The 14,365-nt window shown below is 62.6% G+C and carries 15 protein-coding genes and 1 tRNA gene; 5 read left to right on the forward strand and 11 right to left on the reverse strand.

Going from position 1 to position 14,365, the window contains the following annotated elements; translation table 11 throughout:
- Nucleotides 1-80: 80 nt before the first annotated feature.
- Together ACYG97_RS24230 and ACYG97_RS24235 are read right to left on the reverse strand one after the other, a co-directional pair.
- A complete protein-coding gene (locus tag ACYG97_RS24230) occupies nt 81-1,682 on the reverse strand; it encodes a DHA2 family efflux MFS transporter permease subunit (protein ID WP_023732748.1) in 1,602 nt (533 codons plus the stop codon).
- Nucleotides 1,683-1,703: 21 nt separating this feature from the next.
- A complete protein-coding gene (locus ACYG97_RS24235; protein ID WP_023732747.1) occupies nt 1,704-2,885 on the reverse strand; it encodes an HlyD family secretion protein in 1,182 nt (393 codons plus the stop codon).
- Nucleotides 2,886-3,031: 146 nt separating this feature from the next.
- On the opposite strand from ACYG97_RS24235, the gene ACYG97_RS24240 reads away from it, so the two are divergent.
- Nucleotides 3,032-3,775 carry a TetR/AcrR family transcriptional regulator gene (locus ACYG97_RS24240; RefSeq protein ID WP_023681357.1) on the forward strand — a complete coding sequence of 248 codons (744 nt, stop codon included), beginning with the start codon at nt 3,032-3,034 and terminating at the stop codon, nt 3,773-3,775.
- A 66-nt stretch (nt 3,776-3,841) separates the two neighbouring features.
- Here ACYG97_RS24240 and yihA read toward each other — a convergent pair whose 3' ends face one another.
- The 6 genes from yihA to rpmH form a co-directional block, all read right to left on the reverse strand.
- Nucleotides 3,842-4,501, reverse strand: a complete 660-nt coding sequence (gene yihA / locus ACYG97_RS24245; protein ID WP_023673242.1) for a ribosome biogenesis GTP-binding protein YihA/YsxC — start codon at nt 4,499-4,501, stop codon at nt 3,842-3,844.
- The gene (locus ACYG97_RS24250; protein WP_023732746.1) at nt 4,498-5,136 is read right to left on the reverse strand and encodes a CatB-related O-acetyltransferase; all 639 of its coding nucleotides are present in this window, start codon (nt 5,134-5,136) and stop codon (nt 4,498-4,500) included. The genes yihA and ACYG97_RS24250 overlap by 4 nt, the downstream gene beginning before the upstream one ends.
- Nucleotides 5,137-5,454: 318 nt before the next feature.
- A complete protein-coding gene (locus ACYG97_RS24255) occupies nt 5,455-6,021 on the reverse strand; it encodes a fasciclin domain-containing protein (RefSeq protein WP_023673244.1) in 567 nt (188 codons plus the stop codon).
- A 339-nt stretch (nt 6,022-6,360) separates the two neighbouring features.
- Nucleotides 6,361-8,175 (reverse strand): membrane protein insertase YidC, encoded by a 1,815-nt coding sequence (gene yidC, locus ACYG97_RS24260; protein ID WP_023681359.1) that lies wholly within the window; start codon nt 8,173-8,175, stop codon nt 6,361-6,363.
- Nucleotides 8,176-8,189: 14 nt separating this feature from the next.
- Nucleotides 8,190-8,543, reverse strand: a complete 354-nt coding sequence (gene rnpA, locus ACYG97_RS24265) for a ribonuclease P protein component (protein ID WP_023681360.1) — start codon at nt 8,541-8,543, stop codon at nt 8,190-8,192.
- Between the two features lie 16 nt (nt 8,544-8,559).
- Entirely contained in the window at nt 8,560-8,694 is a 135-nt protein-coding gene (gene rpmH / locus ACYG97_RS24270) for a 50S ribosomal protein L34 (protein WP_008833937.1), read from the reverse strand.
- 367 nt (nt 8,695-9,061) lie between these two features.
- Between rpmH and ACYG97_RS24275 the strand changes: the two genes are divergently transcribed.
- Together ACYG97_RS24275 and ACYG97_RS24280 are read left to right on the forward strand one after the other, a co-directional pair.
- Nucleotides 9,062-10,594: an ATP-binding protein gene (locus ACYG97_RS24275; protein ID WP_023732745.1), complete on the forward strand. Its 1,533-nt coding sequence runs from the start codon at nt 9,062-9,064 to the stop codon at nt 10,592-10,594.
- A 195-nt stretch (nt 10,595-10,789) separates the two neighbouring features.
- A tRNA-Arg gene (locus tag ACYG97_RS24280) sits at nt 10,790-10,866 on the forward strand.
- Between the two features lie 254 nt (nt 10,867-11,120).
- On the opposite strand, the gene ACYG97_RS24285 is transcribed toward ACYG97_RS24280, so the two are convergent.
- On the reverse strand, nt 11,121-11,663 hold the full coding sequence (locus ACYG97_RS24285; protein WP_023732744.1) for an autotransporter: 543 nt from the start codon (nt 11,661-11,663) through the stop codon (nt 11,121-11,123).
- Nucleotides 11,664-11,811: 148 nt separating this feature from the next.
- Here ACYG97_RS24285 and ACYG97_RS24290 point away from each other — a divergent pair, with 148 nt between their 5' ends.
- A complete protein-coding gene (locus tag ACYG97_RS24290) occupies nt 11,812-12,540 on the forward strand; it encodes a GntR family transcriptional regulator (protein ID WP_031261966.1) in 729 nt (242 codons plus the stop codon).
- Between the two features lie 30 nt (nt 12,541-12,570).
- On the opposite strand, the gene ACYG97_RS24295 is transcribed toward ACYG97_RS24290, so the two are convergent.
- Both ACYG97_RS24295 and ACYG97_RS24300 read right to left on the reverse strand, forming a co-directional pair.
- Entirely contained in the window at nt 12,571-13,461 is an 891-nt protein-coding gene (locus tag ACYG97_RS24295) for a sigma-70 family RNA polymerase sigma factor (protein ID WP_023732742.1), read from the reverse strand.
- A gap of 32 nt (nt 13,462-13,493) precedes the next feature.
- A complete protein-coding gene (locus ACYG97_RS24300) occupies nt 13,494-13,802 on the reverse strand; it encodes a hypothetical protein (RefSeq protein ID WP_023681378.1) in 309 nt (102 codons plus the stop codon).
- A 147-nt stretch (nt 13,803-13,949) separates the two neighbouring features.
- Between ACYG97_RS24300 and ACYG97_RS24305 the strand changes: the two genes are divergently transcribed.
- On the forward strand, nt 13,950-14,315 hold the full coding sequence (locus tag ACYG97_RS24305; RefSeq protein WP_023728831.1) for a VOC family protein: 366 nt from the start codon (nt 13,950-13,952) through the stop codon (nt 14,313-14,315).
- Nucleotides 14,316-14,365: the final 50 nt, after the last annotated feature.

A 14,365-nucleotide genomic window follows, 5' to 3' on the forward strand; every position in this document is an offset into this window, starting at 1 on the left:
GATGCTTAAGCGTGACCCCGGAAATCGGGGGTGATTTCCGGGGTCACACATGAGGGCGCCAGGCGGGGGGTCCGGCGCGCTCAATGGCCTCCGCCACCGCTGCCCGCGGGCGGCGCCGGCTTGGCGATGACCAGGGTGAAGACCGCCATGGTCGCGAACAGCACGGTCAGCATGGTGAACACATCCATGAACGACAGCAGCGACGCCTGCTGCTGGACCATGCCCGACAGTTTGGAGATCGCCGCCTTGGTGGCGTCGAGGCCGGGAGTCTGCTGGAAGTCGAGCGTCATGTTCTGCAGCTTGGTCTGCGCCGCCGCACTGCCCCATTCCACATGCTCGGCCAGCCTGGCGTAGTGGAAGGCGCTGCGATCGATCAGCACGGTGTTGATGACGGCAAGGCCGACCGCACCGCCGAGGTTGCGGGTCAGGTTGAACAGGCCCGACGCGTTCTTCAGCCGGTCCGGCGGCAAGGTGCCGAGCGCAATGTTGTTGATCGGCACCATGCACAGCATCATCGAGCTGCCGCGCAGGATCTGCGGGATCAGCAATTCCCAGAAATCCCAGTCGGCGGTCAGATGCGTCATCCACCATGTGCCGGCAGCGAAGCCGAACAGCCCGATCATCATCATGATGCGCAAATCCATCTTGCTCGACAGGATGCCGGAAATCGGCGCAGTGACGAACATCGCCAGGCCGCTGACGAACAAGGCTTCGCCGATCATCATGGAATCGTAGCCGCGGATGCGCCCGAGGAACACCGGGTAGAGATAGGTCAGACCGTACAGGCCGATGCCGATGACGAAAGAGAACAGCGAACCGAAGGCGAAATTGACGTTGGTGAAGGCCCTGAGATCGACGATCGGCTCCTCGGCGGTGAAGGCACGCCAGAAGAACAGCGCCGCACCGACAACCATGATGATGGCGCAGATGAACACGGCCTGTTCCTGCAGCCAGTCATGGTTCGGACCTTCCTCGAGCACATATTCCATGCAGCCGAGAAACGCCGCCATGCCGGCAAGGCCCCACCAGTCGAACTTGCTGAACAGGCCGAGATTGGGCTTGTCGAAATCGATCAGGGTCCAGGTCGTGACCGTCACCAGAATGCCTGGAATGACATTGATGAGGAACAGCCAGTGCCACGACATGGCATGGCTGATATAGCCGCCGACGGTCGGGCCGATGGTCGGCGCCAGCGTCGCCACCAGGCCGATCATCGGCGACACCATGGCGCGGCGCGACGGCGGGAAGATGGTGAAGGCGGCGGCGAAAACGCTCGGGATCATGCCGCCGCCGATAAAGCCCTGGATGGCTCGGTAGACGATCATCTGGTCGATGTTGGTGGCGGTCGCGGCCAGCGCGCTGGCCGCCGTGAAGCCGGCCGCGGCGCCTGCAAACAGCACGCGCGTCGACAGCATCCGGCTGAGGAAGCCCGACAGCGGGATCATCACCACCTCGGCGATCAGATAGGCGGTCTGCACCCATGGAATTTCATCGGAACTGGCGCTGAGGCCGGCCTGGATCTCGGCCAGCGAGGCTGAGACGATCTGGATGTCGAGGATCGCCATGAACATGCCGAACACCATCGCCAGGAAGGCGATGAGGCGGCGCGTCGAGATGGTCGTCGGCACCGCCGGCATGGCAGGCGCCGGCGCCGCTCCTGCGGTTATGGTTGCGGTTGCCATGGCGTTGCTCCCGGCTTTCGCTCAGTTCGCCGTAGCCGGAGCCGTGCGGCTGTCGACGGCGACGACCACGCTCAGGCCGGCGCGCAGCCTGCCTGCCTTCAGCACATCGGCCGGAACGTCGATGCGAACCGGGATGCGCTGCACCACCTTGGTGAAGTTGCCGGTGGCATTTTCCGGCGGCAGCAGCGAGAACACCGCACCCGAAGCCGGCGCCAGCGACGACACCGTGCCTTCGAAATCATGGCCGTCCGTGGCGTCGACCGAGACCCGCACCTTCTCGCCGGGCACCAGCTTGGCCAGCTGCGTCTCCTTGAAGTTGGCAACGATGTAGAGCTTGTCCAGCGGCACCACGACGGCGAGCTTCTGGCCCGGGCTGACGAGGTCGCCCTGCTCGACCGAGCGGTTGCCGACGACGCCGTCATAAGGCGCCTTGAGCACGGTGAAGGACAGATCGCGCGCGGCCTTGTCGCGGTTCAGCCGCAGCGAAGCCAGCGTGCTGGCCGATTCGGCGCGCTGCGCTTCGAACACGCCGATATTGGCCTGTGCGGCTGCAATCTGCGCGTCGGCGCCGACGAGGGCCGCATTGGCCTGGTCGAGAGCGGTCTGGGCATCGTCCAGTTGCGCCTGTGTGCCGACATGCGTCTTGACCAGTTGCGCGGCGCGCTGCTGGGCGCGAGCGGCGTTGTCGGCTGCCGCCTGGTCGGCGACCTTCTGCGCCTGCGCCTGTTGCAGCGAAGCTTGCGCCGCCTTGGTCTGCGCGTCGATACGGTCGAGCGTCTTGGCCAGCGTGGCGATCTGCGCCTCCGCCTGGGCAACGGCTATTCTGTAGTCGCCGTCGTCGATCGTCAGCAGCGGATCGCCGGCCTTGACCTGCTGGTTCTCCGAGACCTTGACTTGATCGACATAGCCGGAAATCTTCGGCGAGACGAACGACATGTCGGCCTGGACATAGGCATCGTCGGTCGAGATCAGGAACCGGCCGTCGGTCCAGTAATTATAGCCATACCAGGCGCCGGCGCTGAGCAGAGCGAGGCCGATGATCGGCAGCATGAACGAGCGAGCCGACCGCTTCTTCTTGGCCGGCACCTCGGCCAAAACTTCGGCGGCAGGCTTGATGGGCGCTTCCGGCGCTTCGATAACCGGCGAGACCTTGGCGTTGGGAAAGGGGCGGACTTCGGCGGTGGTTGGCGTGTTCGAGGACATGATATCTCGCTACCGTAGCTACATAAGGAAAATGTGTTATACTGAACCGTTCGGTTCGATGCGAACGTTGACATAGCGCTAAAGCAGGCCCATATCAAGAGCAATCGAACCGCTCGGTTCGAATTATTTCGCGAGGTGTGACTTTAATGGCCGACACGTTACCCGACGTCGAAAATGATCCGTGCGATGTGCTGGATAGTGCGCGTCGCGGCCGCCCGGCGGCGGGCCAGGATCCGGTCAAGCGCAGCCAGATTATCGAGGGCGCGCGGCGCGTGTTCATCGACAAGGGCTTCGAAGCGGCGTCGATGAACGACATTACCCGCGAGGCCGGCGTCTCCAAGGGCACGATCTATGTCTACTTCGCCAACAAGGAAGAGCTGTTCGAGGCGCTGATCGAGGAAGAGCGCGGCACCATCTTCAAGAACATGTACGACATGCTCGACCGCGCCGACGATCTGCGCCAGACGCTGGTGAAGTTCGGCAAGGTGCTGTCGATGAAGATCACCTCGGCCAAGGTCATCCAGGCGCAACGCACCGTGATCGGCGCCTCCGACAGGATACCGGACATGGGCGCGCGGTTTTACGAACGCGGCCCCAAACGCGGCCACGACAAGGTGGTCAAGTTCCTCAATGCAGCCATAGAACGCGGCCTGCTCAAGATCGATGATGTCGATCTTGCCGCCTATCAATTCACCGAACTGTGCCTCGCCGGCCTGTTTCGCCAGTGCATCTTCGCCTACCGCACCAAGGCGCCGAGCCAGGATGAAATCGACCACATCGTGCGGTCGGGCGTCAGCCTGTTCCTGAAGTCCTACGGCACCGAAAAGCTTGCCGAGGAAGAAAGCCACCAGATGATCGCGCTCGAGGCGAAGTCCAAGGCAAAGGCCTAGTTAGCCAAAGGTCTTTTTTCGCAACTCCGGACGGAAAACCGCTTCACACTTTTCCCGGAGTTGCTTTTAACCGCCATTGGCCGCCAGCACGATCGCCGCGCGCAGTTCGTCCAGACCCTCGCCCTTTTCCGACGACGTGGCGAGCACGAACGGAAACGCCGCCGGCCGCTTCTTGATCTTCAGTAATGTCTCTTCGATCAGCTGCGGCACGCCGGCGGCCTTGATCTTGTCGGTCTTGGTCAGCACGATCTGGTAGGACACCGCCGCCTTGTCGAGCAGCGACAGCACTTCGTCGTCCTTGGCTTTGATGCCATGGCGGGAATCGATCAGCACATAGACCCGCTTCAGCGTCACGCGGCCCTTGAGATAGTCGAAGACCAGCTTGGTCCAATCGTCCACCTTTTCCTTCGGCGCGCTGGCATAGCCGTAGCCCGGCATGTCGACCAGCGCCATTGGCGGCAAGTCGGTGCCTTCGCCGGAAAACCCGCCCGGCACGAAATAGTTGAGCTCCTGCGTGCGCCCCGGCGTGTTGGAGGTGCGCGCCAGCCCGTTATGGCCGACCAGCGCATTGATCAGCGACGACTTGCCGACATTGGAGCGGCCGGCAAAGGCGATCTCCGGCGGCCCCTCCGGCGGCAGGAACTTCATCGCCGGCACGCCGCGGATGAAGATCCACCCCTTGGTGAACAGGTCGGTTCCGATGACGGTGTTGCCCAGCGCGTTCAAATCGCTGCCTCCAGCCTGGAAATATCGGCGCCCCGAATGGCGTTGAGGTTGCGGCCGATCTTGTCCACCGGCCAGTTCCACCACGCCACGGAAAGCAGCCGCCTGACCGTCCTGTCGTCGAAACGCATCTTCACCACCTTTGCCGCATTGCCGGCGACGATCGCATAGGCCGGCACGTCATGCGTCACCACCGATTTCGCCGCCACGATGGCGCCATTGCCGACCGACACGCCGGGCATGATCACCGCATCCATGCCGATCCATACATCATTGCCGACCACCGTGTCGCCGCGCAGTTCCTGCGACCACGTCTTCGGGTCGAAGCCTTGCTCCCAGCCATGGCCGAAAATGTTGAACGGATAGGTGGAAAAGCCGGACATGGCATGGTTGGCGCCGTTCATGATGAAGCGCGCGCCCTCGGCGATGGCGCAGAACTTGCCGATGATCAGCTTGTCGCCGATGAAGGGATAATGATGCAGCACGCACCGCTCGGCGAATTTGTCCGGTCCGTCAGGATCGTCATAGTAGGTGAACTCGCCGATCTCGATATTCGGCGCGGTGACCAGGGGCTTGAGGAAGCCGACGCGGGGGTGCATCGGGATCGGGTGTTTGATGTCTGGGTTGGGTCCGTCCATGGCGAGATCCGTCGAGAGTGGCGCAAATTAAAGCCGCCATTCGAGATGGCGTGATCCGCCCTATAGCACCAATCGCCCGATGAGCGAGCCCTGCTGGGCTTCGATGTTCAGTTCGTGCCGCGGCAGATCACGATCAGGTCGACCGCCGCCGTCGGCTAAGGCGCCCTGAAACAATAAAAACGGGGCCCTGCGAAGGACAAGCAGGACCCCGGTGGTGTCGAAGACGGCTTCAAAAGAATGGCACCTCCTCGTGAGGTGGGGAAGGCAGACCGAGAAAGCCCGTCGCAGCCCGCCGTCATTCCCCGTTGCGTAAAGCCGTTACTTCGGCAACAGCACCTTGTTGACGACGTGGATGACGCCGTTCGACTGGTTGACGTCGGCGACCGTTACCTTGGCGGCGCCGCCGGATTCGTCGACGATATAAAGCGCGCCTTTTTTTACCTCGGCGATCAGCGTGTCGCCGCTGACGGTCTTCATTTCATACTTGCCACCCATCGCCTTGGCCTTGGTCATCATATCCTTGGCCGAGATCTTGCCGGCCACGACATGGGCGGTCAGGATCTTGGTCAGCTTGTCCTTATTTTCGGGCTTCACCAGCGTGGCGACGGTGCCGGCCGGCAGTTTCTTGAAGGCGGAATCGGTCGGCGCAAACACCGTGAAGGGTCCCGCGCTTTCCAGCGTGTCGACCAGGCCGGCGGCCTTGACGGCGGCAACCAGCGTCTTGTGGATCGGCGAGTTGAGGGCGTTCTCGACGATGTTCTTCGAGGTCAGCATCGCAGCGCCGCCAACGGCGGGATTGGCGAGCGTATAGGCCGTCGTAGCTGCGAGGCCCGATAGAGCCAGGCCGGCGGAAAAGCAGAATGCCTTGAGGATGGACTTTGCCATTGGAGAACCCTTCTGGTGCGACAATTGTTGATTCGATTGTCGGGAAGAGTTACGCGGCGATTGCGGGAAAGTTTCGGTGCAGAGTAAAAAAGGATAATGATAACAAATATTTAAAGGCGAATGCCCATTCCACGCGCCGCATCCCCGCGATGGACATGACGGGGTCACGGATCAAAAACAGCGGTCTTCGGATTAGAGCTGATCGGTGTTGATCGGCCTTGGCGGTACAAGCAGCAGCCACGCCGGTTGCACGCCGCAAGTTTCGCGCCTCACGGGAACGTGATGCGCGCCTCGTCCACAAAAACACCGGACGAGCCGGGGCTTTGATTGCCACGCTGTTTATTCAGCTGGCGAGGGTTTCTTTCGGAACAATGCCGTCAGATTGTCCCACAATTCGATCTTGGCGCCCTGGCGCTTCATGATCACGCCCTGCTGCAGGATCGACAGCGTGTTGTTCCAGGCCCAGTAGATGACGAGGCCGGCCGGGAAGCTGCCCATCATGAAGGTGAAGATCACCGGCATCCAGGTGAAGATCTGCGCCTGCGTCGGATCCGGCGGCGTCGGGTTCATGCGCATCTGCAGGAACATGGTGATGCCCATGACCACCGCCCAGGCGCCCATATGCGGCAGGAATGCCGGCGGCGCGAAGGGCAGCAGGCCGAACAGGTTGAAGACCGAGGTCGGATCGGGCGCGGCCAGATCCTGGACCCAGCCGAAGAACGGCGCGTGCCGCATCTCGATGGTGATGTAGAGCACCTTGTAGAGCGAGAAGAACACCGGGATCTGCAGCGCCACCGGCCAGCAGCCGGCGAGCGGATTGATCTTCTCGGTCTTGTACAGCTCCATCATCGCCTGTTGCTGCTTCATCTTGTCGTCCGCGTATTTCTCGCGGATCTCGAGCATCTTGGGCTGCACCTTCTTCATGTTCGCCATCGACGCATAGGATTTGTTGGCGAGCGGGAAGAAGAGGGTTTTGACGACGACGGTGGTGGCAAGGATGGCCAGACCGAAATTGCCGAAGAATTTGTACAGCGTGTCGATCAGGTAGAACATCGGCTTGGTGATCCAGATGAACCATCCCCAATCGATCAGCCGGTCGAACAGCCTGATCTGGCGATCCTGGGCGTAGGCGTTGATCTTGTTGACTTCCTTGGCGCCGGCGAAGATCTCGGTCTCGACCGTCGCCGACTGGCCGGCGGCAATGGTGATCGGGTCGGTGAGGAAGTCCGACTGGTAGCGCGGGCGGCCATTGTCGTAATAGGCATAGTGCGGCTGGAAGGGCTGCTTCTCGGTCGGCACCAGGGTGACCGCCCAATATTTGTCGGTGATGCCAAGCCAGCCATCGGTCGATTTGCTCGGCGTATAGAGCTTGTTCTTCTCGATGTCGGCGTATTTGTGCTCCTGCAGGCCTTCGGTTCCCGTGACGCCGATCAGGCCTTCATGCAGCACATAGGAGCTGGCGACGGCCGGCTTGTCGAAACGGATGACGCGGCCGTAATTGGACAGCGTGACGGGGGTCGAGCCTGAATTCTGCACCGCATCGGAAACGGTGAACATGTAGTCGCCGTCGACGGAGATCGTGCGCTTGAAGGTCAGGCCCTTGTCGTTGGTGAAGGTCAGCGTCACTGGCGTCGCCGGCGTCAGCGTCGCATTGCCGTCGACGCTCCAGACCGTTTCCGGGCCCGGCACAGTGCCGGTCGTGTCGCTGCCGACAAAGCCGATCTCGGCATAATAGCCGGTGGGCAGCGCCTGCGGATTGAGCAGCTGGATCTGCGGCGATGTCTTGTCGACCGTCTCGGTGTAGTGCTTGAGCTTTAGGTCGTCGAGGCGGGCGCCGGTGAGGTTGATCGAGCCCGACAGGCTCGGCGTGTCGATGTTGACGCGGGCCGTCTTGGCCACTTCCTGCGCGCGGCCTTCCGGCGTCGTGACATAGGTGCCGGGCGCGTTTGGAATGGCGCCGGGCGCCGCGGGCGCCGGCGTGCCGCCGGGATTGGCGGCCTCGGCCGCCTTCTTCTGCTCCGCCGCCCGCTGCTCTTCGATGCGGGCCGCCTCGCGCTGCTGTTCGCTCCGCGGCAGCACATAGAAATATTGCCACAGCCCGAGGATCAGCACCGACAAGACGATGGTGATGTAGAAGTTCCGGTTATTTTCCATCGAAAGCCCTTGGCCTATCGTGTTCCGCTGAGACGGCGGGAGAGTTCGGCCTTCAAGTGGCCGAACGGAATGGTGAGCACGTCTTCACGCCCGACAATGACATAGTCATTGCCGGGCGCCATGTCACTTGCGGCATGGGTGCGCACGGCTTCTTTCAGCCGCCGCCTGACGCGGTTGCGCACAACCGCATTGCCGACCTTCTTGGTGACGGTGAAGCCGACGCGCGGCGGCAGACCGTCTTTGCGGTCGAGAACTTCAACGAGAAAAAGCCGCCCGCGCCGCTTTTCACCGCGGCGGACGGCCAGGAATTCCGCACGTTTCAGAAGCCGCTTGGGGTTTGGTCCCACTGGCTTGCCGGTTGCGGGCAACGATCTCGTCTTCCGTTCAGGCGCTGAGCCGCTTGCGGCCGCGGTTGCGGCGAGCTGCGACGACGCCGCGACCACCCTTGGTGGCCATGCGAGCACGGAAACCGTGCCGGCGTTTGCGGACGAGTTTGGACGGTTGGTAGGTACGCTTCATTTGTTTTAATACCGCGGGGTGCGGCCCTTCTTGATTCTGTCACTGTGTAACAGGAGCTTTGCCGGGCCGGCATTGGCGCGATCGAAACCGCGCCGGGACGAATGGCCCGAGCGTGAGCGGCTTATAGAAAGAAGGGTTTTGGGAGTCAATCCAGCGCGAACTATGAGTTCGTCGCAGCGCGAACGCCAGTTCGTCGCAGTGCGAACTGCCAGTTCGTCACGACGCGACACCCCGTTCGTCGCGGCGCGAACACCCAGTTCGAGGCTATCTTTATTGCTGGCACCATCGTCCAACGAAGGATGAAATTGGCAAAAAAGCCGCAATCACCTAATCTCAACCGATCAAGCGTTTGTGAAGACAGGCCTTAATGAGCGAAGTTGCATCAGCGGATGAAGGGAGCGGCCCGGCGACAGCCGATGCCAGCCCGGCGACCGTTCGCCCGGTTGCGAGCCGTTCGGTGCCCAATCGTTCAGTGCCCTTGGCGCGCGGCCTGTCGACCAAGCTGCTCTTGCTCACCATTGTCTTCGTGCTCCTGGCCGAAGTCCTCATTTTCCTGCCCTGGATCGCCAGCTACCGCCTGGCCTGGCTGAAGGAGCGGCTAAGCACCGCTGCCGCGGTGTCGATCGTGCTGGTGCAGGGCGAGCCCAATTCGCTCTCCCGCGCCGCCCAGAACGACGTGCTGATGGCAATCGGCGCCAAGGCGATCGCGGTGCGCGACGGCGGCGTATCGCGCCTGCTGGTGGTGGCCGAGATGCCGCCGCAGGTCGACGAGCACATCGACATCGCCAATGTCGGCATGATCAAGGGCATGACCGGGGCGCTGGATACGCTGTTCTTCGGCGGCAAGCGCATGCTGCGGGTGTTCGGCCCGGTCGTCGACAGCGACAAGGAATTCGAGCTGATCATGCCCGACTATTCCCTGCGCAACGCCATGCTGCGCTATTCGCGCAACGTCGCCTTCGTCTCACTGCTGATCTCGCTGTTCACCGCAATGCTGGTCTATGCCGCGATCGACCTGATCATGATCGGCCCGATCCGCACCATGACGCGCTCGATGCTGTCCTTCTCCGAGGCGCCCGACGATCCAGGGCGCATCATCCACCCGGCCGCCCGCGCCGACGAGATCGGCGTTGCCGAGCGCGAACTGTCGCAGATGCAGGAACGGCTGCAAAAGATGCTGTCGGAGCAGAAGCACCTTGCCGACCTTGGCCTCGCCGTCTCCAAGATCAACCACGACATGCGCAACATCCTGGCCTCGGCGCAGCTGATGTCGGACCGCTTGCGCCTGGTCAAGGACCCGACGGTGCAGGCCTTCGCGCCAAAGCTGTTGCGCGCGCTCGACCGAGCCGTCTCCTATTCCGAAGGCGTGCTCCACTATGGTCGCACGCAGGAGCCGGCGCCCTCACGCCGCCGCTTGCGGCTGCGCCAGCTGGTCGACGACGTCCACGGCCTGCTCGACATCGAGGGCGGCATCGAATTCGTCAATGCCGTCGAGCTCGCCTTCGAGGTCGATGCCGATTCCGACCAGCTGTTTCGCGTGCTCACCAATCTCTGTCGCAACGCGGTCCAGGCGATGGCGGCCGACGCCGAGAGCGCGCTGGTGCGCCGGCTCGCCGTATCGGCCGAGCGCATAGGCAGCGTAAGCCGCATCATTGTCACCGACACCGGTCCCGGCCTGCCGGCGAAGGCTCGAGAAAACCTGTTCGCGGCGTTTCGCGGCTCGGCCCGCAGCGGCGGCACCGGCCTTGGCCTGGCCATCGCGCACGAACTGATCCGCGCCCATGGCGGCACGGTGGAGCTGGTCGAATCGATCGGCGGACGCACCACCTTCGCCGTCACCATCCCCGACCAGCCGGTCCGCCTCGACCAGGCCCGCAACGGCCTGCGCCGCCCGGCCTGAGCAGTATTGATATTCAGCCGAAGCCGGACTTTAGCTGAATCTCAGCACACCTTGATCGACACCGTCGAAAGCAGCTGCGACAAAACTTTTGCCGGATTGGCTTGCTTTTCGGAAATTCAGTCGCTAGGGAACACGTCTTGTCGCGGCTGGTCGTCAGGATCGGTTAGCGGGGCTATGTAAAGCATGGCCTGTTGCGCGCCCGTAGCTCAGCTGGATAGAGCACCAGACTACGAATCTGGGGGTCAGGAGTTCGAATCTCTTCGGGCGCGCCATTTCCGCCGAAACTGTGATTTCCTGCGATCCGCTAGCCGGTCTTGGGCTCACATATGAAGAGCAGGTCGCGGAACACGTTGCCGAGCACCGCCTCATTCGAGTGCTGGAGAACTGGACGCCGCCTATTCCAGGCTTCTTCATGTATTACCCCAGTCGCCAGCATCAGCCTGCCGCACTAACTGCGCTAATCAACGCGCTGCGGTGTTCTTGAAATGGGCCGGTATGCGGCGACCGTTATTCCGCCTATCCCGGATCAGGACCCAATCGGCCTCGCACCAGCCAGATACCGAATATTGTCGAACGGCTCTGCCTGGTTGCTGTCCGGGCTCCACATGTGGCGGTGGGTCTCGGTAAGATTGCCGAGATAGACATGCAGGGCGCCTGAGCGGGCGCTGCCGGTGTTGGCCACCGCGTGCACCGTATCAGGGGTCATGTGCACCACCGCGGGCGCCGCGATGTCGTGGCGTTCCGGCGCATCGATCTCGCTGCCGTCGACGGGATAGATGAAGTTGGTCTCGCTGCCCTTGTAGATGCCGATCAGCGCATCCATTAGATGGTTGTGCGGCGGGTACCGCAGGCCGGGCGACAGCGTGATGTGGTAGATGGTCAAGTCAGGGCTGGCATGCAGCAGCACCTCATCGTCGTCTTCCTCATGCGCGAGCACGCCTGATGCATGGAAGCAGTCGGTGTGTTCGCGCAGCACCGCCTTGACCCGTTCGATGGCATGAGCACCTTTGGCTGCGTTGACGATACCGGCGGTTACGGCGTAGAGAGGCGAGTTGGCGGCAAGAGACATTTGTCGTCATCTCCATTGGGAAGCTCAACCAATACAGCTGAGATGCTCAGGCTAGCGAATGCCGACAGACCCGTCAACCCGGATGGTCGAAACGGGCAAGCAGACTACGCGGGCAGACCACGCGGGCAGACCAAACGGGCAGGCAGATATGGCTCTTCCGAAATCAGTGTCACCGTCCGCCGTCAAGGCGCCGTCGACCGCCGACATATTGCGCAGCGAGGAAGCTTATGAGCAGCTGAAGAGCGACATCGTCGCCTGCGTCCTGCAACCCGGCGAAAGCCTGACCGAAAAGCAGATCGGCGACCGCTACCAGATCAGGAAGGCGACGATCCGCTCGGCTTTGGCCCGCCTGACGCAGGAAGGGCTGATCAAGAGCGAGCCGCGCCGCGGCTATGTCATCGCACCGCTTAGCCTGCGCGACGTCAACGAGATCTTCGACGTCCGCAGCCTGATCGAACCGGAAGTGTTCCGGGTGGCCGCGGCAAACCTCACCGAACGCGGGCTCGACGACATCGGGCTGGCGGCGCAGAAGGTGCTGAAGCCGGAGACGCTGCGCAGCCATGTCGCCTTTCTGGCGGCCGACCGCGCCTTTCGCCTGGCCCTGGCTGAACTCTCCGGCAATCTGCGGCTGGTTCGCCTGCTCGACCAAACGCTCGACCAGTCGGAGCGTGTCCTCCATCTCGGCTTCAAATCGCGCGACTTCACGCAAGCGATCATCGGCCAGCAGAAGGAGTTGGTGCTTGCCTGCGAGCTGGCCGAAGTCTCGGCCATCGCAAAGCTTGCCCGCTCGCAGTGCCTGTCGCTCAAGAAGCAGGTGCTCGAGGCCTTGCTCGCCGGCTCCAAGCTGCAGGACGCCAATTTGCAAAGCTTCGCCTGAGGCGCGAAGCCCGCGCTCTCTGGCCGATGCTTACTCGTCGATGAAGCGGATGTCCGCATCGGCAAGGCAATAGGGCGCGTAGCGGAAATCGCGGATATGGCTGACCTTTCCATCCTGCCAGTCGACCAGCATGAAGCCGCGCACGGCGTCATCTCCCGCTTGCGGGCTGCGGATCAGGATGGCCGGCCTGCCGTCGACGAAGCCGAGCGACAGCGCCCAATCCTGGACACGGTCGTAATTGCCGAAATAGTTGGAAACCTGCGCCTTGCCGCGCATGCGGGTGCGATTGACGACTTCAAGCTGGATGTCCTCGGCGATCAACGCGCGCACGGCGTCGAAGTCGCGCGCGTTGAACAGGTCGACATAGCGGCGCAGGCGCCGCTCGTCACCGGCGTCGAGTTTTGGGGCAGGCGCCTGCTCGTCCTGTGACGCCAGCAGGCGCAGCTGCGACCGCCCGCGATGCAGCGCTGCCTTGGTCGCGGCCAGGGTCGCGCCGGACACTTCGCAGGTTTCGTGCAGGCTGAGGCCAAGCACGTCGACAAGGATCACGGCGCTGCGCTGCACTGTTGCCAGCTGCATGAAGCTTCGCAGGCTGGCGGCGGTGGCGAGCCTCGCATCGGCGCTTGCGGAGGGGTCTTCGATCGTCGTCATGTCGGTCTCGCTCATGCGCGCCTGCTCCCGCTGGCGCCGGCGCAGATGATCCTGCGCGGCATTGTGGGCTATGCGGAACAGCCATTGCTCCGGACGCTCGACGGCGGCGTCGCCGTCGATGGCCTGCAGTGCCTTGATCAGTGTCTCCTGGACGATGTCCTCGCCATCGATCACCGAGCCGGCCATGCGGGCGCAGTAGCGGTGCAGCTTCGGTCGCAAGGAGCCGAGCATCGCCTCCAGGGCAACGCGGTCGAGTTTTGCTGTGTTCATCCTGTCCGTTCCCTAAATGCCGGTCTTCGCATTCAAGCCGGCACGACCTCGCCGGCCAGCATACGATAATTGCCGACGATCTTTGCCGGCGATCTGGCAAGCGGCGTCGAGCGGCGTCCGGCATGATCGGCGCTGAAGGCCTTGAAGGCTGCGAGCCCGGTCAGGCCGTCGCCATCCTGGCTGACAAGATGGATGAACTCGCCATTCTCCAGTTCCAGGACGAGGTAGCGCACAGATTGCGGCTTCGTGTCGTCGAGTGCCTCGAACACCTGTGCAACCAGCATACGGTTCTCGGCGATGCTTTCGTCCTTCACGCCGTAGCGGATGAGATTGTAGCCCATTGTCGTCTCCTGTTTTTCAACTCTGCACGGAGAAGACGTTTCGCGGCCTCGAAAAGATTCGTCGCCCGGCGAATCTTTTCGATCGTCCGGATCGTCTTTCCCGTGGACGGCTGCGCGGCAGCCATCGAGGAGCAGGAGAGACCCATCATGCACATCCAGTTTGCCGAATTGCCGGTGTTCGACCAGGACCGCGCCAAGGCCTTCTACACCGGCCATCTTGCTTGCCAGGTGTCGGCGGACCAGCTGATGGGCGACAGCGGCTGGCGCTGGATCGAGCTGACATTTCCCGGCGCCGTCACCAATTTGCATTTCGTCAAACGCCCCGATGACACGCCGGGCACTGAGCCCGTGCTGGTGCTCGTTGATGGCGATGTCGAGGCAACGGTCGCGGGCCTGAAGGCGCGCGGCGTCGAAATCATCACCGAGCCGCAGGAAGCGACTTGGCAGCCGGGCCGCACGGTCGCCGAATTCCGCGACAGCGAGGGCAACCGCATGGTTGTCGCCAGCAAATGATCGGACCCGGCGCAAAGCCGAACTTTGACATGAGAACAACAGGAGAGATG

It is taken from the genome of Mesorhizobium sp. W067 (assembly GCF_054719525.1).